Source organism: Vibrio stylophorae (assembly GCF_921293875.1).
GTDB lineage: Bacteria > Pseudomonadota > Gammaproteobacteria > Enterobacterales > Vibrionaceae > Vibrio_A > Vibrio_A stylophorae.
On sequence record NZ_CAKLDI010000001.1, the window covers coordinates 2614927 to 2635834 of the forward strand.

Annotated in this window: 26 protein-coding genes; 8 read left to right on the top strand and 18 right to left on the bottom strand. The window is 48.2% G+C overall.

Annotated features, from left to right (window positions below; genetic code table 11):
• Window positions 1–16: 16 nt before the first annotated feature.
• From rplB to fkpA, 14 genes are all read right to left on the bottom strand, one after another.
• On the bottom strand, window positions 17–841 hold the full coding sequence (gene rplB, locus L9P36_RS12180; protein ID WP_237467322.1) for a 50S ribosomal protein L2: 825 nt from the start codon (window positions 839–841) through the stop codon (window positions 17–19).
• A 17-nt stretch (window positions 842–858) separates the two neighbouring features.
• The gene (rplW, locus tag L9P36_RS12185) at window positions 859–1161 is read right to left on the bottom strand and encodes a 50S ribosomal protein L23 (protein ID WP_237467325.1); all 303 of its coding nucleotides are present in this window, start codon (window positions 1159–1161) and stop codon (window positions 859–861) included.
• Window positions 1158–1760, bottom strand: coding sequence for a 50S ribosomal protein L4 (gene rplD, locus L9P36_RS12190; protein ID WP_237467327.1), 603 nt, complete (start codon window positions 1758–1760; stop codon window positions 1158–1160). The genes rplW and rplD overlap by 4 nt, the downstream gene beginning before the upstream one ends.
• Before the next feature lie 16 nt (window positions 1761–1776).
• Complete coding sequence (gene rplC / locus L9P36_RS12195; RefSeq protein WP_237467328.1) at window positions 1777–2406, bottom strand: 50S ribosomal protein L3; 630 nt, start codon at window positions 2404–2406, stop codon at window positions 1777–1779.
• Window positions 2407–2419: 13 nt separating this feature from the next.
• A complete protein-coding gene (gene rpsJ / locus L9P36_RS12200) occupies window positions 2420–2731 on the bottom strand; it encodes a 30S ribosomal protein S10 (RefSeq protein ID WP_237467335.1) in 312 nt (103 codons plus the stop codon).
• 365 nt (window positions 2732–3096) lie between these two features.
• Complete coding sequence (tuf, locus tag L9P36_RS12205; protein ID WP_237467336.1) at window positions 3097–4281, bottom strand: elongation factor Tu; 1185 nt, start codon at window positions 4279–4281, stop codon at window positions 3097–3099.
• Window positions 4282–4382: 101 nt separating this feature from the next.
• On the bottom strand, window positions 4383–6479 hold the full coding sequence (gene fusA, locus L9P36_RS12210) for an elongation factor G (protein WP_237467337.1): 2097 nt from the start codon (window positions 6477–6479) through the stop codon (window positions 4383–4385).
• A 78-nt stretch (window positions 6480–6557) separates the two neighbouring features.
• A complete protein-coding gene (gene rpsG, locus L9P36_RS12215; RefSeq protein ID WP_237467339.1) occupies window positions 6558–7028 on the bottom strand; it encodes a 30S ribosomal protein S7 in 471 nt (156 codons plus the stop codon).
• A gap of 95 nt (window positions 7029–7123) precedes the next feature.
• Window positions 7124–7498, bottom strand: a complete 375-nt coding sequence (rpsL, locus tag L9P36_RS12220; RefSeq protein WP_237467341.1) for a 30S ribosomal protein S12 — start codon at window positions 7496–7498, stop codon at window positions 7124–7126.
• Between the two features lie 172 nt (window positions 7499–7670).
• Window positions 7671–7961 (bottom strand): sulfurtransferase complex subunit TusB, encoded by a 291-nt coding sequence (tusB, locus tag L9P36_RS12225; protein WP_237467342.1) that lies wholly within the window; start codon window positions 7959–7961, stop codon window positions 7671–7673.
• Window positions 7961–8323, bottom strand: coding sequence for a sulfurtransferase complex subunit TusC (gene tusC, locus L9P36_RS12230; protein ID WP_237467343.1), 363 nt, complete (start codon window positions 8321–8323; stop codon window positions 7961–7963). The genes tusB and tusC overlap by 1 nt, the downstream gene beginning before the upstream one ends.
• Window positions 8324–8335: 12 nt before the next feature.
• Complete coding sequence (gene tusD / locus L9P36_RS12235; RefSeq protein ID WP_237467346.1) at window positions 8336–8728, bottom strand: sulfurtransferase complex subunit TusD; 393 nt, start codon at window positions 8726–8728, stop codon at window positions 8336–8338.
• A complete protein-coding gene (locus L9P36_RS12240; protein WP_435532782.1) occupies window positions 8725–9411 on the bottom strand; it encodes a helix-turn-helix transcriptional regulator in 687 nt (228 codons plus the stop codon). The genes tusD and L9P36_RS12240 overlap by 4 nt, the downstream gene beginning before the upstream one ends.
• A 190-nt stretch (window positions 9412–9601) precedes the next feature.
• Window positions 9602–10429: an FKBP-type peptidyl-prolyl cis-trans isomerase gene (gene fkpA, locus L9P36_RS12245; protein WP_237467349.1), complete on the bottom strand. Its 828-nt coding sequence runs from the start codon at window positions 10427–10429 to the stop codon at window positions 9602–9604.
• Between the two features lie 124 nt (window positions 10430–10553).
• Between fkpA and L9P36_RS12250 the strand changes: the two genes are divergently transcribed.
• Both L9P36_RS12250 and L9P36_RS12255 read left to right on the top strand, forming a co-directional pair.
• The gene (locus L9P36_RS12250) at window positions 10554–11540 is read left to right on the top strand and encodes a WD40 repeat domain-containing protein (protein ID WP_237467352.1); all 987 of its coding nucleotides are present in this window, start codon (window positions 10554–10556) and stop codon (window positions 11538–11540) included.
• Window positions 11521–11751, top strand: a complete 231-nt coding sequence (locus L9P36_RS12255; protein ID WP_435532746.1) for a SlyX family protein — start codon at window positions 11521–11523, stop codon at window positions 11749–11751. The genes L9P36_RS12250 and L9P36_RS12255 overlap by 20 nt, the downstream gene beginning before the upstream one ends.
• A gap of 75 nt (window positions 11752–11826) precedes the next feature.
• Here the strand turns inward: L9P36_RS12255 and slyD are convergent, their stop codons facing one another.
• The 4 genes from slyD to kefG form a co-directional block, all read right to left on the bottom strand.
• Complete coding sequence (slyD, locus tag L9P36_RS12260; RefSeq protein ID WP_237467361.1) at window positions 11827–12432, bottom strand: peptidylprolyl isomerase; 606 nt, start codon at window positions 12430–12432, stop codon at window positions 11827–11829.
• A 64-nt stretch (window positions 12433–12496) separates the two neighbouring features.
• Window positions 12497–12709: a YheV family putative zinc ribbon protein gene (locus L9P36_RS12265; protein ID WP_237467362.1), complete on the bottom strand. Its 213-nt coding sequence runs from the start codon at window positions 12707–12709 to the stop codon at window positions 12497–12499.
• 2 nt (window positions 12710–12711) lie between these two features.
• Window positions 12712–14511, bottom strand: coding sequence for a glutathione-regulated potassium-efflux system protein KefB (kefB, locus tag L9P36_RS12270; protein ID WP_237467364.1), 1800 nt, complete (start codon window positions 14509–14511; stop codon window positions 12712–12714).
• Complete coding sequence (gene kefG, locus L9P36_RS12275; RefSeq protein WP_237467366.1) at window positions 14504–15064, bottom strand: glutathione-regulated potassium-efflux system ancillary protein KefG; 561 nt, start codon at window positions 15062–15064, stop codon at window positions 14504–14506. The genes kefB and kefG overlap by 8 nt, the downstream gene beginning before the upstream one ends.
• Window positions 15065–15249: 185 nt before the next feature.
• Between kefG and L9P36_RS12280 the strand changes: the two genes are divergently transcribed.
• From L9P36_RS12280 to crp, 6 genes are all read left to right on the top strand, one after another.
• Complete coding sequence (locus tag L9P36_RS12280; RefSeq protein WP_237467368.1) at window positions 15250–17175, top strand: ABC transporter ATP-binding protein; 1926 nt, start codon at window positions 15250–15252, stop codon at window positions 17173–17175.
• Window positions 17176–17181: 6 nt separating this feature from the next.
• Entirely contained in the window at window positions 17182–18150 is a 969-nt protein-coding gene (locus L9P36_RS12285; protein ID WP_237467370.1) for a hydrolase, read from the top strand.
• A gap of 239 nt (window positions 18151–18389) precedes the next feature.
• Complete coding sequence (locus tag L9P36_RS12290; protein ID WP_237467372.1) at window positions 18390–18596, top strand: hypothetical protein; 207 nt, start codon at window positions 18390–18392, stop codon at window positions 18594–18596.
• Window positions 18581–19591 carry a DUF3187 family protein gene (locus L9P36_RS12295; RefSeq protein WP_237467373.1) on the top strand — a complete coding sequence of 337 codons (1011 nt, stop codon included), beginning with the start codon at window positions 18581–18583 and terminating at the stop codon, window positions 19589–19591. Before L9P36_RS12290 ends, L9P36_RS12295 begins: the two co-directional genes overlap by 16 nt.
• A 3-nt stretch (window positions 19592–19594) precedes the next feature.
• The gene (locus tag L9P36_RS12300) at window positions 19595–19819 is read left to right on the top strand and encodes a YheU family protein (RefSeq protein WP_237467382.1); all 225 of its coding nucleotides are present in this window, start codon (window positions 19595–19597) and stop codon (window positions 19817–19819) included.
• A gap of 373 nt (window positions 19820–20192) precedes the next feature.
• Window positions 20193–20825, top strand: coding sequence for a cAMP-activated global transcriptional regulator CRP (gene crp / locus L9P36_RS12305; RefSeq protein ID WP_237467384.1), 633 nt, complete (start codon window positions 20193–20195; stop codon window positions 20823–20825).
• Window positions 20826–20908: the final 83 nt, after the last annotated feature.

Sequence of the window (20908 nt, forward strand, 5' to 3'; positions counted from 1 at the left end):
TATCCTCTAAATTAAATTACTTGTTACGACGACGTACGATGTACTTGTCGGTACGTTTGTTCTTACGGGTCTTGAAGCCTTTAGTTGGCATACCCCAAGGAGATACTGGGTGACGGCCACCAGAAGTACGACCTTCACCACCACCGTGTGGGTGGTCTACTGGGTTCATTACCACACCGCGAACGGTAGGACGAACACCACGCCAGCGGCTAGCACCAGCTTTACCCAGTTCACGTAGCATGTGCTCTGAGTTACCAACCTCACCGATAGTCGCACGACCTTCAGCAAGAACTTTACGCATTTCGCCTGAACGTAGACGTACAGTTACATATGCGCCATCGCGAGCGATGATTTGTGCATAAGCACCTGCAGAACGAGCGATCTGAGCACCTTTACCAGGTTTCAGTTCAACGTTGTGCACAGTCGAACCAACTGGGATGTTGCGCATTGGTAGGGCGTTACCTACTTTGATTGCTGCATCTTCACCAGATTGGATCATGTCACCAGCAGTTAGGCCTTTTGGTGCAATGATGTAACGACGCTCACCGTCTTTGTAAAGAACCAAAGCGATGTTTGCGCTACGGTTTGGATCGTATTCAAGACGTTCAACAACAGCTGGGATGCCGTCTTTGTTACGTTTGAAGTCAACCAAACGGTAGTGTTGCTTGTGGCCACCACCGATGTGACGAACAGTGATACGACCCTTGTTGTTACGACCACCAGTTTTAGAGTTTTTCTCTAGAAGTGGTGCGTAAGGCTTGCCCTTGTGCAGCTCAGGGTTTACCACTTTAACTAAGTGGCGACGACCTGCAGAAGTCGGCTTACATTTTACAATAGCCATTCTATCTACTCCTCAGCCTACTCAGCGCCTTCGATAAAGTCGATGTCTTGACCTTCTTTAAGCGTTACGTATGCTTTTTTCCAGTCGCTACGACGACCTTGGCGCATACCGTGACGCTTGGTCTTACCCTTAACTACGAGGGTACGAACAACATCAACTTCAACTTCGAATAGCTTTTCTACAGCTTTTTTGATCTCTAGTTTGGTTGCATCTTTCGCTACTTTAAACACGATAGTGTTTGTAGTTTCAGCGTTCAGAGTTGCCTTTTCAGAGATGTGCGGAGCACGTAGTACTTTCAACAAACGCTCTTCACGGATCATGCTAGCATCTCCTCAATTTGCTTCACTGCAGCAGCAGTCATTAGCACTTTATCGAAACCGATTAGGCTAACTGGATCAATTTGAGTCGCTTCGCACGCAGCTACTTTGTATAGGTTGCGTGAAGCAAGTGCTAGGTTGTCAGCGATCTCAGTATCTACGATAAGCACTTCATCAAGCTCTAGCGCTTTAAGTTGCTTAACTAGATCTTTAGTCTTAGGAGTTTCAGCTGCAAAGCTTTCAACAACCATTAGACGCTCTTGACGAACTAGCTCAGAAAGAATGCTCTTAAGAGCACCGCGGTACATTTTTTTGTTAACTTTTTGGCTGTGATTCTGTGGTTTCGCAGCGAAAGTTACACCACCGGAGCGCCAGATTGGGCTACGGATTGTACCTGCACGAGCGCGACCAGTACCCTTCTGACGCCATGGCTTCTTACCGCCACCAGACACTTCAGAACGAGTTTTTTGCGCGCGACTACCCTGACGAGCACCAGCAGCGAATGCAACAACTACTTGGTGAACAAGTGCTTCGTTGAACTCACGGCCAAAGGTAGTTTCGGAAACAGTTAGTGCGTTCGCACCTTTTACTACCAATTCCATTACTATCTCCTCGACGTTATGCTTTAACGGCAGGTTTAACGATCACATTCGCGCCAGTTGAGCCTGGGACTGCACCTTTGATAAGAAGCAGGTTGCGCTCAGCGTCAACACGAACGATCTCAAGGTTCTGAGTAGTAACTTGCTCAGCACCCATGTGACCAGCCATTTTTTTGCCTTTGAATACGCGACCTGGAGTTTGACATTGGCCAATTGAACCAGGAGCACGGTGAGACAAAGAGTTACCGTGGGTCATATCTTGAGTACGGAAGTTCCAACGCTTGATTGCGCCTTGGAAGCCTTTACCCTTAGACATGCCAGTAACATCTACTTTTTTAACGTCAGCAAATAGCTCTACAGTTAGCGCTGCGCCAACTTCGAATTGCTCGCCGTTTTCTAGACGGAATTCCCACAAGCCACGACCAGCTTCAACACCTGCTTTCGCGAAGTGACCAGCTGCAGCTTTGCTTACGCGGTTTGCTTTTTTCGCACCAGTAGTAACTTGGATCGCTGAGTAACCATCAGTCTCAAGAGTACGTACTTGAGATACACGGTTTGCTTCAACTTCAACAACAGTTACTGGGATAGAAACGCCTTCTTCAGTGAAGATGCGGGTCATGCCCACTTTACGACCGACTAAACCAATCATGCTTATCTCCCCCTTAACCTAGGCTGATTTGGACGTCAACGCCCGCAGCTAGGTCTAGACGCATCAAAGCATCAACAGTTTTTTCTGTTGGTTCAACGATGTCGATTAGACGCTTGTGAGTACGAATTTCGTATTGGTCACGCGCGTCTTTGTTAACGTGCGGAGAGATCAATACGGTGAAACGCTCTTTGCGAGTAGGAAGTGGAATTGGACCACGAACCTGAGCGCCAGTGCGCTTTGCGGTTTCAACGATTTCCGCAGTAGACTGGTCGATCAGACGGTGATCGAAAGCCTTTAGGCGGATACGAATACGTTGGTTCTGCATGAGACAGAGCTCCAAATAAAAATTACACAAAAAAACACCGCCGCTACAATCTTAACGATGCAACGACGTGACGTTTATGTGAAACCGTAGTGCCAAAATTAGGCACATTGTCAGTCATATTTTATGACTGCGAACATAAGCGGAGTATACATATAGGGTTAATAACCCAGTGATTCCTCGATGCTCATAGGTTCACACCACTGCCGTAAGATGTCGGCAGTGGGCGGTATTATACATATTCAAAGCGATGATGCAAGCCCTGCTGCTAATTTAATCAAAACGCTTGCCAGCTCACACTATGGAATATTGCAAATAATAAAAAAGGAGGCCTAAGCCTCCTTTTTCGGTGTTATTAAAATCAACGATTAAGCGATGATCTTAGCAACAACACCCGCACCTACAGTACGACCACCTTCACGGATAGCGAAACGTAGACCTTCGTCCATCGCGATTGGCGCGATTAGAGTTACTGTCATTGATACGTTATCACCAGGCATTACCATTTCAACGCCTTCTGGTAGCTCGATAGTACCGGTTACGTCAGTTGTACGGAAGTAGAACTGTGGACGGTAGCCTTTGAAGAACGGAGTATGACGGCCACCTTCATCTTTAGAAAGTACATAGATTTCTGAAGTGAAAGTAGTGTGTGGAGTGATTGAACCAGGCTTAGCAAGAACTTGACCACGCTCAACTTCGTCACGCTTAGTACCACGTAGAAGAACACCAACGTTCTCACCTGCACGGCCTTCGTCAAGAAGTTTACGGAACATCTCAACGCCAGTACAAGTAGTAGTTGCGGTCTCTTTGATACCAACAATCGCTACTTCGTCACCAACAGTGATGATACCGCGCTCAACACGACCAGTTACTACTGTACCACGGCCTTGGATTGAGAATACGTCTTCGATTGGTAGAAGGAACGGCATGTCAACTGCACGCTCTGGCTCTGGGATGTAGTTGTCTAGCGCTTCTGCTAGTTCAATTACTTTCGCTTCCCATTGCTCTTCGCCGTTTAGTGCGCCTAGAGCAGAACCCATGATTACTGGGCAATCATCACCTGGGAAATCGTACTCAGATAGAAGTTCACGTACTTCCATCTCAACTAGCTCTAGAAGCTCTTCATCATCAACCATGTCACATTTGTTCATGAATACGATGATGTATGGGATACCAACTTGGCGACCAAGTAGGATGTGCTCACGAGTCTGTGGCATTGGGCCATCAGTCGCTGCTACTACTAGGATACCACCGTCCATTTGAGCCGCACCAGTGATCATGTTTTTAACATAGTCGGCGTGCCCTGGGCAGTCTACGTGCGCGTAGTGGCGAGTTGGAGTGTCATACTCTACGTGTGAAGTAGAGATGGTGATACCACGCTCACGCTCTTCTGGAGCGTTATCGATTGATGCGAAGTCACGAGCGGCACCGCCGTAAACTTTTGCAAGAGTGGTACAGATTGCTGCAGTTAGAGTAGTTTTACCGTGGTCAACGTGGCCGATAGTACCAACGTTAACGTGCGGTTTCGTACGTTCAAATTTTTCTTTAGACACGATCGTGTTCCTTCCTAGTTAAGAAACATTTTTACCTTTGTAAAAATGCATCAGAAGTCGTTATCAAGGCGCCGCAACAACGGCGCCCATTCCATTCTCAATTAAGAGCGTTCTGCAATAATTGAGTCTGCAATGTTTTTCGGTACTTCAGCGTATTGGCAGAACTCCATAGAGTATGAAGCGCGGCCTTGCGTTGCTGAACGTAGATCAGTTGCGTAACCAAACATCTCAGATAGTGGCACTTGAGCACGAATAATTTTCAGACCCGCAGGGCCCTCATCCATACCTTCGATCATGCCGCGGCGACGGTTCAAGTCACCCACAACATCACCCATCCAATCTTCCGGTGTTGTTACTTCAACTTTCATCATTGGCTCAAGAATAACAGGATTTGCTTGGAGCGCACCTTTCTTGAATGCCATTGAACCCGCGATCTTAAACGCCATTTCTGACGAGTCAACATCGTGGTAAGAACCATCAAACAGGGTAGCTTTTACATCAAGCACCGGATAGCCCGCAAGCACACCGTTGTTCATCTGTTCTTCTACACCTTTAGATACGGCACCGATGTACTCTTTTGGTACAGCGCCACCAACGATTTCGTCAACAAAGACAAAACCTTCACCTGGCTCAGATGGTTCAATCTTCAGCCATACGTGACCGAACTGACCGCGACCACCAGACTGACGAACGAATTTACCTTCAACTTCAGTCTTACCACGGATAGTCTCACGGTAAGCTACTTGTGGTTTACCCACATTACATTCAACGCTGAACTCACGTTTCATACGGTCAACGATTACGTCAAGGTGAAGCTCACCCATGCCTGAAATCAAGGTTTGACCGGTTTCGCCATCAGTTTCAACGCGGAATGATGGATCTTCTGCCGCTAGTTTACCTAGCGCGATACCCATTTTCTCTTGGTCAGCCTGTGAACGAGGCTCAACCGCGATTTGAATCACTGGCTCAGGGAATTCCATGCGCTCAAGAATCACTTTATGGTCTTGATCACATAGGGTGTCACCTGTGGTCACGGTTTTTAGACCGATCGCAGCAGCGATGTCACCGGCGCGTACTTCTTTGATCTCTTCACGCTTATTGGCGTGCATCTGAACGATACGACCAAGACGTTCACGCTTTTCTTTCACTGAGTTATATACCGCATCACCTGATGTCACAACACCAGAGTATACGCGCATAAATGTCAGGTTACCCACGAATGGGTCAGTTGCGATTTTGAATGCAAGAGCTGCAAATGGTTCATTGTCATCAGCATGACGAATCAACTCATTGCCATCCATATCTTCACCACGGATCGCTTTCACTTCCGTTGGCGATGGCAGGAATTCAATCACCGCATCAAGTACAGCCTGTACGCCTTTGTTTTTGAACGCACTACCACATGTGGCAAGTACGATTTCGTTATTCAGCGTGCGCTGGCGTAGGCCTTGCTTGATTTCAGCTTCAGACAACTCACCTTCTTCAAGGTATTTGTCCATCAGCTCTTCTGAAGCTTCAGCGGCAGCTTCTACTAGATTGGTACGCCACTCTTCGGCTTCAGCTAGTAGTTCTGCTGGAATATCTTCATGACTAAAGGTGGTGCCTTGATCTTCTTCAGACCAGTTAATGGTCTTCATCTTAATCAAGTCAATCACACCTTTAAACTCATCCTCGGCTCCAATGTTCAATTGGATTGGCACTGGGTTTGCACCAAGGCGGTCTTTAATTTGGTTGATGACGCGAAGGTAATCGGCACCGGCACGGTCCATCTTATTGACGAACACCAAACGTGGCACTTCATACTTATCGGCTTGACGCCATACCGTTTCGGACTGAGGCTCAACACCTGAAGATCCACAGAAAACAACCACGGCACCGTCAAGCACGCGCAATGAACGCTCTACCTCGATGGTAAAGTCAACGTGTCCAGGGGTGTCGATGATATTGATGCGGTGTTCTTCAAACTGTTGATCCATACCACGCCAGAAAGTCGTGGTGGCAGCAGAAGTGATGGTGATACCACGCTCCTGCTCCTGTTCCATCCAGTCCATGGTAGAGGCACCATCGTGCGTCTCACCAATTTTGTGGTTCACACCAGTGTAGAACAGGATACGCTCAGTTGTGGTGGTTTTACCGGCGTCCACGTGAGCACAAATACCGATGTTGCGGTAGCGCTCGATAGGAGTTTTACGAGCCACAGTTGTATCCTCTTACTAAGGTTTGCCTTAGATTTTAGAATGGGGTAAAGCGCAGCCCAAGGGCTGCGCTTAGGGGCATTACCAGCGGTAATGAGCGAACGCTTTGTTCGCTTCGGCCATACGGTGAACGTCTTCACGTTTCTTAACCGCAGTACCTTTGTTTTCTGACGCGTCTAGCATTTCAGCTGCTAGGCGTTGCGCCATTGATTTCTCACCACGCTTACGCGCAGCTTCTACCATCCAACGCATAGCAAGTGCGTTACGGCGAACCGGACGTACTTCTACAGGAACTTGGTAAGTAGAACCACCCACACGGCGAGATTTAACTTCTACCGCTGGGCGAACATTTTCAAGTGCTTCTTCAAATACAGCTAGGTGCTCTTTACCAGAACGCTCAGCCATGATGTCTAGTGCGCCGTAAACGATTTTTTCGGCAGTAGACTTTTTACCGTCAACCATAACGATGTTGACAAATTTTGCCAGCAATTCAGATTTGAATTTAGGATCTGGAAGGATCTTACGCTGACCAATAACGCGACGACGTGGCATGGATATTCTCCGTTGTCTTCTTCAGGTTATCCAAAACTTTTCAGTTTCTTCAAAATTTTAACAAATTAGTGTTTGGCCTTACTTAACGGAATCCATTAAGACTTAGGACGCTTCACACCGTACTTAGAACGACCTTGTTTACGGTCATTTACACCTGCACAGTCAAGTGCACCGCGAACAGTGTGGTAACGCACACCTGGCAAGTCTTTAACACGACCGCCACGGATAAGTACAACGCTGTGCTCTTGCAGGTTGTGGCCTTCACCACCGATGTAAGAGGTTACTTCGTAACCGTTGGTCAGACGAACACGACATACTTTACGCAATGCTGAGTTCGGTTTTTTTGGAGTAGTGGTATATACACGAGTACATACACCACGTTTCTGTGGACACGCTTCTAGTGCAGGAACGTTGCTTTTCTCAACGACCTTTGCACGTGGTTTGCGTACCAACTGGTTGATTGTTGCCATTAAATAGCTCCTAGAAGTATTTCTTTAAAACACATGAAAAGATCCCTCATATAGAGGGACGCGAAATTTTAGGCTTGTGGGCAGGGGGTGTCAAGAAATATACAGCGACAATCTCGCGACAAATCGCCGACAATTTGTACTCTTGCTTGGCCAAATGAGCCAATTCACAGACTTACCAAGTGATGACGGGTGTGTGTATTTCCGTCAATTGAACCCACTGTTCATCATCGATCACCGCGATCTGTGGGGCGATTTTATCGCGCAAACCACGGGCCAGCACATCAGCCTCTCGAGCATAACAATGGTGGCAAAGATCCAGAAGATCAAGGTGCAGAGCTTGATCGGCTATCGCGGCATAGACGCCATCTTGTGTAAGTAGCAGCACATCATCGCGCGTTAAAAGTGCGCTACATTGTTGTAAGGCACTGCCCTGCCAAGGTGATTGGGTGACAATATGCAGCATTAGAACCTCACCATATGGCGACATTGCGTCATCTTTTGTTGCATCACATCCATCGCCATCACTGTCGCTGGCATCTCAATTAAATCATCAAGGCTTAAGCCTCGCTCAGCCAGCGATTCAGCACAGATATAACATTGCTCAATCTCATACAGATCGAACAACTTAAAGGTCGCAATATAATCACGACATTGAATCGCCTTTGGTTGCTGTTGTTTGAGTAGCTGCCAAACACCATCACCAAAAAAGAAAACACGAAGATTTTCACTCATCGCAGAGGTCGCCAGGATCGCATCCTGACCTTCACGACCGCTACTACGGCCATGCGGCGGTTGAGTAATTAAAAAACCAAGTGGCGCAGTCATCAGATACCCATTTTAAAATTGAATCACACGGTCGCAATCAAGCAAAGACTCAGCCAGCACACCCAAACCACCTTGGCTAAAACCATCAGCGAGATTGTGCTCAGTTAGATTCGCTTGTGTCGCTTCTTGCTCAGAAACAATCCCTCGACGCAGTGCTGCTGCAACACAGGTGATCAACTCACAGTTGGTCTGCTGCGCTAAAGCCTGCCATGCCGCAACCACATCAAATTCATCACTGGCGGGTAGATTTAAACTGGAAGCGTTATACACTCCGTCTTGATAGAAAAAGACGCGGACTAATTGATGGCCACGAGCAACCACAGCTTGTGCAAAAGCCAATGCGCTGTGACTGGCTTGGCTGCCATAGGCTGGACCTGAAACCACAAGGGCGTAACTTAAACTCACTCGCAAGCGTCCTCTGTTTTACGCTGACGAATATAAAGATAGACAGTGTGCTTGGAGATATTGAGACGATCGGCCACACGGTTGATAGCATCTTTAATATCAAAAATACCCTTATCAAAAAGTGCCATCACGATTTGTCGATTCTTCGCATTATTTGAGACCGTCTTGTCAGCATTGATCTCTTCAATGGTGCGCTCCACGGTTTGGTCAACCAGCTCATCTACATCGCTGGCAAAGTTCACAGAAGCGGTCGATTGCGTGGTTTGCGTCGGTGCCAATGATTGCAGAATCTGAGCAAAAGGTGCATCCAAGTTAATATTGATACACAGTAAACCAATAATCAGGTCATGACGGTTGCGAATCGCAATGGTGATCGATTTCATCAACTGACCACCCTTGGCGCGGGTAAAATAGGCGCGAGAAAAATTACGCTCAGAGCCTTCAATATCACGCAACATACGCAAAGCTAAATCGGTAATGGGCGAGCCCACCTGACGCCCCGTATTTTCGCCATTGGCAATTTTAATTGCGGACTTATTCAGATCATCCAAAGAGTGCAACACAATTTCACAGAAGGGACCAATCAGCGTAGCGAGGCCATCGACTACCGCGCTATAGGAGCGCAAAATTTGATGATCATCTTCAGAAAAGTTACGAGCATCGATAAAGGATTCTTCGATCATCGTTTCATTAATAAGGATATCGCTTTCAGACATGTCAGCCCGCCTTGCCGAGCGCGCAATCGCGCAATTCAAAAATTTTCGGCAAGTTTATCAGAATTTAATAAAAAAAAAGAAAGACCCAGCCCACAGGCTGAGTCTTTACTAACAATTTACGGCATTTTCACCGCCGCATGATCAATCCATTCAGCGCTTATTTTGCGTTTGGATTCACACCCAATAGTTCAACTTTAAACACCAAAGTTGAGTTTGCTGGAATTTGTGGGCTATTTTGCATGCCGTAGGCCAATTGAGGTGGAATCACCAACTCATAGGTTGAACCAACGTTCATCAATTGAAGACCTTCAGTCCAACCAGGGATAACGCCATTCAATGGGAAAGTGATTGGCTCGTTACGCTGATAAGAACTATCAAAAATGGTTCCGTCGACCAACTTACCTTCGTAGTTCACTTTTACTTTATCGGCGGCAGTCGGTTTTGCGCCATCACCTTGCTTGATCACTTTATACATCAAGCCAGATTTGGTTGTAACCACACCTTTTTGTTTTGCAAACTCATCGCGGAATGCTTTACCAGTGGCTTCAGTCGCTTCTGCTTTCGCAAGGAAAGCTTCTGCTTTCTTCTGCTGTTCAGCTTGAACCGCTGCGTTGACGCGCTCTTGGAATGCCATGATAGTGGTTTGCACTTCTTCATCAGACATTTTCAATTTACCAGCAAAGGTATCTTGAACACCTTGATAAATAATATCTTGATTTAGGTTGATACCAATTTCTTCTTGGCGAGATGCATTCTCAATCAGGTACTTGGCCATAGACACGCCAAGTGCATAGGAAATTTTGTCATCTTCGTTGGCAAATTGCGCCGACTCAGTTGCCGCCGCAGCTGAAGAAGTTGCTGCCACTTGTTGTACCTGCGCCGCAGGTGCTTCGGTTGCTGTCTTCGCTTCTGCTTCTTTATCTTGGCAACCCAAAGTGGCCAAAATCACAGCCGCTAGGCATGAGACTTTAAATACAGATTTCATTCACTACTCCATTTTTTTGCAAGGGCTCACTCCTTTGCTATCGCAAGCCGCTTGAAAGATGAAAACCACGGTATATCAAGTTAACATGCTGATGTAAAAATCCCATCAGAAGGATGCCAGCTTAATGCGAATTATCTCACGGATATTGCTTTTCAGTATCAGCATCCTCATTGCAGGTTGCTGGCAAAATCAAGCCCTGCAAACATGGCAAGTGGCACCCGAAGGTGCCAGTAGCGTCGCCTTAAGTCGCGATGGCCGTTTTGCCCTCCTCTATTCAAGCCAACAACAATTGGTGTTGTGGGATCTTGTAGAGAACAAAATTGCCGCCGAACTGGGCGCGCAGGATCAAAACAAAAGCCGCGTGATTCAAATTGATATCAGCGACAACCTGCGTTACGCCATTACCGCAAGCCAAGATAATTTTGCCATTTGGGACCTCGCCTGGGGAACCGCCACAGGTTTATGGTCAATCTCCGATGGGGCGATTCGCGCTGTTGATCTCAGTAGTGACGGTCAACAAGTGCTGCTTGGTCTCACCAATGGCAAAGCCATCTATGTTAACTTAGATACTGGCAGACGCATGGAGTTCCTTGCCCATCGAGAAATTGTCAACAGCGTGGCACTTTCGGCCAATGGCCGCTATGCGCTTTCTGGCGGTGACGATGGTATGGCCTATTTTTGGGACACCGAAACTGGCCAAGCCATCTACCAATTTAAGCATGATACGCGCGTCAATCGCGTCGCGCTGCAGCGAGATGGCCTCTATGCCTTTACCGCCGATAGCGGCAAAGGCGCCACCATTTGGTCACTCAAAACAGGTAAAGCTTATAGCCAGCTTAAATCTCGACTGCGCCAGCTGGTCTTTGCTAGTGCTCGTTTCTCAGACGATGGTGATTATTTGGTGACAGGCGCGCAATCACGACGCGTCTCCTTGTGGCAAACCAAAACCGGTGAGCGCTTAGCGCAATGGGAAGCCACCGCACAAAAAGACACCCGTCCACCAAGTGCAGTAGTGTATGATGTCGCCATCACGCCACAGGGCGATGTGATTAGTGCAAGCTCTGCTGGATTTATTGAAGCGTGGAAAAGTGATGACCTCAACCATGAATGAACAAAACCTACTAACTCGTATTGATGAGTTGGAATGTAAGTTAGCCTTTCAAGATCAATTGATTGACGATCTCAATCAAGCCATCACTGCACAGCAAGCTCAGCTGGAAAAAATGCGTGTGCAAATGCAATTTATGGTGGGCAAAGTCAAAGCGATGAGTCCTTCGCAAATTGCCAGTGAGCGCGATGAAACCCCACCGCCGCATTATTGATCGCAATCTCTGGCGGTAATCCACCATAAAAAAACCGAGGCATGGCCTCGGTTTTTTTGACGCAAAAGATCAGACTTAGTGACTGCAACCGCAACCACAACCGCCTTTTTCTTCTTTTGGCTCGTCGTCGCTGCAGCAACCGCCGCCGCCACAACATTCATGGTCATCACCATGGTCGTGATCACCACAACCACCGTGACCACCACAGCAACCACCACCTTGGTGAAGGTGACCGTGCTCGATCTCTTCTTCAGTTGCTTCGCGAATCGCAACAACTTCGATATCAAAGTGTAGCGTTTGACCAGCCAACATATGGTTCGCATCAACAACCACATCATCGCCGTCTACTTCAGTGACTTCAACTGCGATTGGACCTTGGTCAGTATCCGCCATAAAGCGCATACCCACTTCAACTTGCTCAACGCCTTGGAATACAGCCGCTGGTACACGTTGAACCATCTCGTCGATGTATTCGCCGTATGCTTCTTCAGGCGCTAGCGTTACGCTAAATTTGTCGCCTTGCGCTTTGCCTTCCAATGCTTTTTCAAAGCCAACCACCATGTTCTGATGACCGTGTAGGTAATCCAATGGTGCATCAACGGTAGCTTGGTCAATCATATGACCTTCATCGTCTTTAAGTAGATAAGCAACGCTTACCACAGTATTTTTGCTGACCTTCATGGTGTCTCCAGCAGTCATGGATTGATAAAACAGGCGATATGATAGCCACTCTCATTACAGATTGCTATTGCGATGATGGCTTGTTGAGATCAAATCTTGCAATCAGTGATGACGACGTCACTTGCCCTTTTGTACTTTCATCCAGCGCATCAGACTGCTGCTGCCAATCGCAAGCCACACAAAATACCCGCTGCGCGCCTGCTTTATCCTCAAGGGCAATACTATCGCGCTGCTGACATTGCGGACACACTGCGCCCGCGATAAATCGAGTCCTCATCCCTACTCCCATTGTTTATGCTGGGCGCGCTCATAATCCATCTCTCTGGCAAATAGCTCTTCAAGCTCCAAACGCGCTTCACGTGAACGTGATGCATCAAGCTTGCTATCGGTATGACGCGGTAATAGTTCACGCAGCATCTGCGCATCCAATTTTTTAAAATGCGACTCTGCGCGCTTCGCTTGGTAGGGATGCATGCCGAGCGTCACCAAAGCCTCTCGCCCCAAATCCAAGGCACTATTTAAGGTTTCACGGGCAAAATGATCAACCCCAAGGTTGAGCAACTGGTACGCCTCCACGCGACTGCGAGCGCGCGCTAAAATTCGCAAATGTGGAAAATGCTGCTGACATACGGAAACAATCTTTATCACCAATTCAGGATCTGCCGTACAAATGACAATCGCCTCTGCGGTTTGTGCGCCGGCAGCGCGCATCAAGTCCACTTGACTGGCATCACCAAAATAAACCTTATAGCCAAAACGGCGCAGCAACTCGATTTGACTCGGATCGCGCTCTAAAATGGTCAAGCGAACTTTATTGGCAAAGAGCAATCGCCCCACCACTTGGCCAAAACGACCAAAGCCGGTAATGATCACCCGCGGCTGACGATCCGGCACCGCTTGCTCATGTGTACTGGACTGCGGATTTAAATCCCGTGCATACCAGCGCTGTTGCAAGCGTAATAGAAGCGGTGTGGTCATCATGGATAAGCTCACCACCACCAGCAAAAAATTAAGCTGAGATTGCGACAACAATTGCTGACCATAGGCCGCTGTAAACATTACAAATGCAAATTCACCGCCCTGTCCCAGCAGCATCGCCAATTGACTGCGTGCTTTGGCCGCCACCCCCATCAAATACGCCAATAGATAAAGCAGCAGGGTTTTTAGCAATAGCAAAGCCGTGACCGCCAATAAAATCGCCACGGGCTGCTGCCACAACACATTGAGGTGCACCGCCATACCCACAGAGATAAAAAACAAACCCAGGAGCAATCCCTTAAAGGGCTCGATGGTGATCTCTAGCTCATGACGAAACTCACTATCAGCCAGTAGCACCCCAGCTAAAAAGCTACCCAAGGCCATGGATAACCCCAGGTATTGCATGGCAAAAGCCATGGCCATCACCAACAATAAAGTGGTCATGGTAAACAGCTCACGCACTTGGCTGCGCACCACGTAACGCAATAATGGCAGCAATGCGAAATGCCCCACCACCAGCACGACCAGTACCGCAAAAAACTTATAGCCTAGGACTAACCAATGCATATCACCACTGCCAGCCAAAAGTGACAGCAGCGCAAGCATGGGGATCACCGCGATATCTTGAAACAGCAGCACCGCAAATCCCGCTTGCCCTGTTTCGGTTTGCCCCCAGTTACGCTCTTCGATTAAACGCATACCAATGGCGGTTGAGGAGAGCGCCAAGCCCATGGCGATCGCCAGTATGGTTTGCCAGCGCAATGCCAGCCCCTCACACACCAGCCAAATCACCGCAGCAATCGCAAGCGTGGTCAGTCCAACCTGCGCGCCGCCCAAACCAAAAATAGGACGGCGCATCTGCCACAATTTTCGAGGATTAAGCTCAAGGCCAATCAAAAAAAGCAGCAGTACGACGCCAAATTCTGAAAAGTGCAAAATGGCATCCACATCACCAACCCAGCCCATACCCCAAGGACCGATCACCATGCCCGCCAGCAGATACCCCAAAACTGCGCCCAGCCCCAAACGCTGCGCTAAGGGTACAGCGACCACAGCGGCAACCAGCAGCAATAACCCAAGCACAATCAGCGACTCACTCATGGTGCATCTCCACTGAACTCTGATCATCGAGCAACGGCTGCTCTAACCACTGTCGATAGGTTTTCGCATGCTGATGTTGCGTGGCAGCCGCGGCTTTTCTTGCCCAATAAAGCACTAGTGGTGGTTGCCATTGCATTTGACAAAGCGCGGCGATGAGCTCAAAAGGCTGCAAGATATCTTCTAAGGGATAGCGGTTATAACCCGACTGACTAAAGGCGCTCTCAGCCGCGCCAGCCGTGATCACTGAGCGCCAAATCTTCCCGGCCAAGGCCGCTTGGTCACCATGGGCATAACCCTTAGTCAATACCACATCAAACCACTCTTTCAGGAGCGCCGGACAGGAATACATATAGAGGGGATGCTGAAACACAATGAGATCGTGGGCGTTCAGCAGTTGGCGCTCACGCGCTACATCAATAAAAAAGTCAGGATAACAAGCGTACAAGTCATGCACGGTAACATGCGATAACGCCGCAGCCTGCGCCAACATTAGGCGATTGACCTGTGAGGCTTGCGGATCGGGATGGGCATAGATGATCAATATTTTCAGCATGAAATGACGGCCACTCCTTTGCCGAGCATTAAGTTCGCGAATTCCAATTGATTACAATTTGATAGCACTTTTATAACTATATCGACAACTTACCAGAATTGTAAGCACGCCATGCTTTTGCACATATCGACAAGATCGCGACAACCGCCTAATATGCCGCCAGCATAATTTTCTATGAGAGCCCTATGATTCGTTTTTCTGACATTCAACTGCTTCGCGGTGGCCGTGCCCTACTCGACCACACCACAGCAACCATTCAGCCTGGAGATAAAGTAGGCTTGGTGGGAAAAAATGGCTGCGGTAAATCGTCGCTTTTTGCCTTAATTAAGGGCGAATTGCACACCGATGCAGGTGAAATCAGCGTACCGCATCATTGGGCTGTGGCTTGGGTTGCCCAAGAAACACCGGCGCTTGAACGCTCAGCGCTGGAATACGTCATTGATGGTGATCGCGAGTACCGCCAACTAGAGCGTGATTTGGAAGCTGCGCAACAGAGCGGTGATGGCACCAAAGAAGCCGAATTGCATGGCATGATAGAAACCATTGGCGGCTATACCATTCGCTCACGCGCCGCTGAGCTGCTGGCTGGCCTTGGTTTTGCACAAGAGCAAATGGATTGGCACCTCACCGAATTTTCCGGTGGCTGGCGTATGCGTTTGAACTTGGCGCAAGCACTCCTTTGCCGCTCCGATCTATTACTGCTTGATGAACCGACCAACCACTTGGATTTGGATGCAGTGCTTTGGCTTGAGCGTTGGCTACAAAGCTATCGCGGCACACTGGTACTCATTTCCCATGACCGCGACTTTCTCGACCCTATCGTCAAGCGCATCATTCATATTGAGCATGAACAGCTCAATGAATACGGTGGCAACTACTCTAGCTTTGAAGTGATGCGTGCTGAAAAACTCGCCCAGCAACAAGCGCAGTTTCAAAAGCAGCAGCGCGATATTGCCCATATGCAAAGCTATATCGACCGTTTCCGCTATAAAGCCAGTAAAGCGCGCCAAGCGCAGAGCCGCTTAAAAGCCCTAGAAAAAATGGAACGTGTATTGCCAGCGCAATATGACAACCCATTCCAATTTCAATTTCGCGAGCCTGCCGCGCTGCCCAATCCTATTTTGATGATGGATGATGTCGCCGCCGGTTATGGCGATCGCGTGATTTTGCAAAAGATTCGCCTCAACTTGGTTCCCGGCTCGCGTATTGGCTTGCTCGGCCGTAACGGTGCAGGTAAATCAACGCTAATTAAACTGCTCGCCAACGAGATCCAAGCGCAGGGCGGTGAGTGTACCTACTCACAGGGCGTGAAAATTGGCTACTTTGCTCAGCACCAACTTGAAACCTTGCGCCTAGACGATACGCCATTGGCGCATATGATGAGCTTGGCGCCGGAAGCTACCGAGCAACAACTGCGTGATTACTTGGGCTGCTTTGGTTTTAACGGCGATCAAGCGCTATCCATCGTGCGCCCATTCTCCGGTGGTGAGAAAGCGCGTTTGGTATTGGCCTTAATTGTCTGGCAAAAGCCCAACTTGCTACTGCTCGATGAACCGACCAACCACTTGGATTTGGATATGCGCCAAGCGCTTACACTAGCGCTGCAATCCTTTGAAGGGGCCATGGTCATCGTCAGCCATGACCGCTACTTACTGCGTGCCACCACTGATGATCTTTACTTAGTGGATAACCAGCAAGTGATGCCTTTTGATGGCGATCTCGATGATTACTATCAATGGCTGCTCCAACAAAAACGCGAACAGCGCCAAGCAGAGCAACCCAAAACTGAACAAGCAGATAAACCCAGCGTTTCGCGTAAAGAGCAAAAGCGCTTAGAAGCGGAACACCGTCAATCCACAGCGCCGCTGCGTAAGATCATTCAGCAAGCCGAAAGCAAAATGGACAAGCTCAACGCCGAATTGGCTGAGCTTGAAAATCAACTGCTCGATACCAGTCTCTATCAAGCAGAAAACAAGGCGAAATTAAGCCAAGTGCTCAGCGCGCAAACGCAATGCAAGCAGGCGCTTGAAGAAATTGAGATGGATTGGATGGGCGCACAAGAAGAACTTGAAGCGGCTGAAAATGCATTTCAAACACAGTTAAGCGCTTAAGAAGCCATGCCACACGTTTTTACCCCAGCCAAAGGCCTGAGCAACTGCCATGTGCAGACGCTGCTGCCTCGCCTGCTCCATCGTAAGCCTAGCTTTAGCCCGCTGTGGCAAACTTGGTCAACGCCCGATGGCGATACTTTGGAACTGGCTTGGGCTGGCGAGCCCAAAGCCAAGCAGCCCATGGCGATTTTGTTTCATGGCCTTGAGGGAAGCTTTGATAGCCCCTATGCCCACGGCCTGCTTGCAGCGCTTAAAGCCCAAGGTTGGTGCGCTCTCATGCTGCACTTTCGCAGCTGTGGCCGCAGTTTAAACCAACAGTTTCAAAGCTATCACGCAGGGGATACCCGCGATATTCGCTGGGTGATTGAGCAGCTCAATGAACGCTATCTACCCTCACATATGGTCGCGATTGGGGTCTCTATTGGTGGCAATATGCTGCTCAACTATCTCGCGGAACAAGGCAGCGATACACCGCTGTGCGCTGCTACCGCCATTTCTGCGCCCATCGATTTAGCCAGCTGCTCGCAGCGAATTGAGCAAGGGTTTTCTCGGATTTACCAACGCTATTTACTTAGCAGTCTCAAACAAAAAGCGGCGGAGAAGCTCAGCGCCCATCCTCATATGGCGCATTCACTACAGCTCAACACCACGGATGCCAAGCAGATTCAAACCCTGTATCAATTTGATGATCGCATCACCGCGCCAAGCAATGGTTTTGCCAATGCGCAGGACTATTATCAGCGAGCCAGCGCCAAGCCCAAGTTGCATCAGATTGCGATCCCAACCCAGATGATTCACGCCAAAGATGATCCCTTTATGACGGACAGCGTAATCCTCACGCAGCATAGTAATCCCCATATTGATTATCAGCTGAGTGAACATGGCGGCCATGTCGGTTTTGTCAGTGGTACGCTGCGCCAGCCCAAATTTTGGCTCGAGCATCAGGTTCCCGCATGGTTTGCCGAGCATCGTTAACGCAAACGACTGTAATCACCCTTTGCTAAGCCAGCGCATTCAGCGATAGCCAATGGCATCGCTAATGCCCAATTCGCCCCTTTGATGCCGCGATAGTTCGTAGAATAGACTTCCCTTAGATAGACTGTCCCTTAAATAAACTGCCCCTTTAATTAACAGTCTCTTTAATAGACGTCCCATTAACTAACCCACCCCGCTCACTATGCAGTTCACTATGCAGCTAAATATGCCGCTATCTCATGGCTGATATTGAGTTTCTTCTCAGCTCAACTAATTTGAACAAAGAGAGAGGAGGGAGACTCGGCGCTCCCGCCCAGCCAAAACGCAATAAAAAAACAAGAAAAGAAGCCAATTTAAAGAAAACAAGAAATCGCGCTATTGCTATCAATATTCGCGATCAATATAAAAGCCAGCCAAAGTGGGAAGCCAAATGGGATTGTTGTTGATAAGCAAGCCCATCGCGTTGCAATCTATCTCGCGATGGTGTCTGCTCTTTTTCTTTCTATTCAGTAGCCAAGCAACTTGGGGGTATGCCAACCAAACAAACAGCGAATTTGGCCCGCTGTTTGCGCCAAGCCAATCCCCGCTACAAGCAGCAAGCCTAACCCCCATGCTACAGGATGCTATCTGGCAAGCTGGCGACAGCGAAGTGCAAGCCAGTGCCACTGCCGCCAGTATTTGGGGGATCACCAATGAGCTATTTCTTGATTACTACCACAATGAACTGCGCTTCAATTATCAACACGCACCCTCAAAGCAATGGCGCTGGTCTATGGATTATCGGTATCGCTTTAGTGCCAATAATCATATTGATACTCTCACCATTAAATTTCATGACGCCTTTGATATTGGTCAAAATGGCCGTGATACCGTGCCCAAGCACCAAGCAACCTTTCGCGCGCCTAGCGAAGGTTTAGATCAATCAGGCGACTCGACCCTAAGCTTTGGCCACCGCCTAACCCTACAGCTAGACCACGCTATTTGGTCCAATCCCTATCACGCGCTGTCTGCCAGTGGTGCACTGCTTTATAGCTATCAACCCAATGGTCCATTTGCTCACCACAATTTTGAGCAAAGCCTGCAACTCAACTATCGCTATGCCCCCAGCCCCAAACATCGTTGGTATGGCATGGTCGGCGTCACGCATCGACAGCAAACCGAGGTGTTGCAAATTCGTGCTAAAGCCGTCAATAGCCATATCGCCTTGGGTTATCTCTATCGCTGGCAGCACAATCATCACCTTTGGGCGCAAGCACAAGTCAGTGAAGGTATCGCCACCCATGTGTTTAGCCTCAACAAACCTGTATATGAAACTATGCTCGGTTACCGCTATCTTTACAGCCCGCGACAGGCCATTGAAATGGTGATTTTGGAAAATTGGGTTTACTACGATAACAGTGCCGATGTAGCCTTTACGCTTTCCTATCGACAAAAGTTCTAATCAATGATTATTCCTTGGCAACAGCTCGACCCAGAGACCCTGCGTAATGTGGTGGAAAGTGTGATTCTGCGAGAAGGCACAGATTATGGTGACAGTGAGTTATCTCTAGATGAAAAAGTCGATTTAGTGCTTGCACAGCTGGCTCATGGCGATGCCGTTCTGGTCTATTCAGAACTTCATGAAAGCGTCGATATTAAATCGAAACAGCACTTTCAGCAGTCGATTTAACGCACGGCATCAGCGTCAAAAAAATGACTAAAAACATAGGCATTTCGCATTTCTCAGTACGTTTTATAAGGTAAATCCATTCGCTTTTTTTCACCTTTTTTTAGCGCTTATAATTTCGGCAAATTTATTTGCTGAGAAGAAAATAAATACTCGTGATCCACTGCACACTTTCACACCGGAAAACCACCTTTCATCCCGATTAAAATCAAGAAATCCCACATAAAAAGCGATAGAATCTGTATCTCGCTCACCCGAGTTTGCAGCCTAACGTCAGAGTCTATATTCTAACCGCGGCAAAATTATTTTTACGCCCAAGCAATATATCGGACATAGTCTTGGCTGTTGGGCTTTTAACGCAGAGGAAGAAAGTTATATGGTTCTCGGTAAACCTCAAACAGACCCAACTCTGGAGTGGTTCCTGTCTCACTGCCACATCCATAAGTACCCATCAAAGAGCACCCTGATTCACGCAGGCGAAAAAGCAGAAACCCTTTACTACATCGTCAAAGGTTCTGTGGCTGTATTGATTAAAGATGAAGAAGGCAAAGAGATGATCTTGTCTTACCTTAACCAAGGTGACTTCATCGGTGAACTTGGTCTTTTTGAAGAAGGTCAAGAGCGTTCAGCTTGGGTTCGTGCGAAATCTCCATGTGAAGTCGCTGAGATCTCCTTTAAGAAGTTCCGCCAGCTGATTCAAGTAAACCCAGACATCCTAATGCGCCTTTCAGCGCAAATGGCACGTCGTCTACAAGTGACCAGCCAAAAAGTGGGTGACTTGGCATTCCTTGACGTGACTGGTCGCATCGCTCAAACCCTATTGAACTTGGCGAAACAACCTGACGCTATGACCCACCCTGACGGCATGCAGATTAAGATCACCCGTCAAGAGATTGGTCAAATTGTCGGCTGTTCACGTGAAACCGTTGGTCGTATTTTGAAGATGCTAGAAGAGCAAAACCTCATCTCAGCACACGGTAAGACCATTGTGGTTTACGGCACTCGCTAGTCGATACCCTTTTGAAAAAACCAGCCGCATGGCTGGTTTTTTTTTATCACAGAATTACGCCTGCAGTAACGCAGTCCACTGGA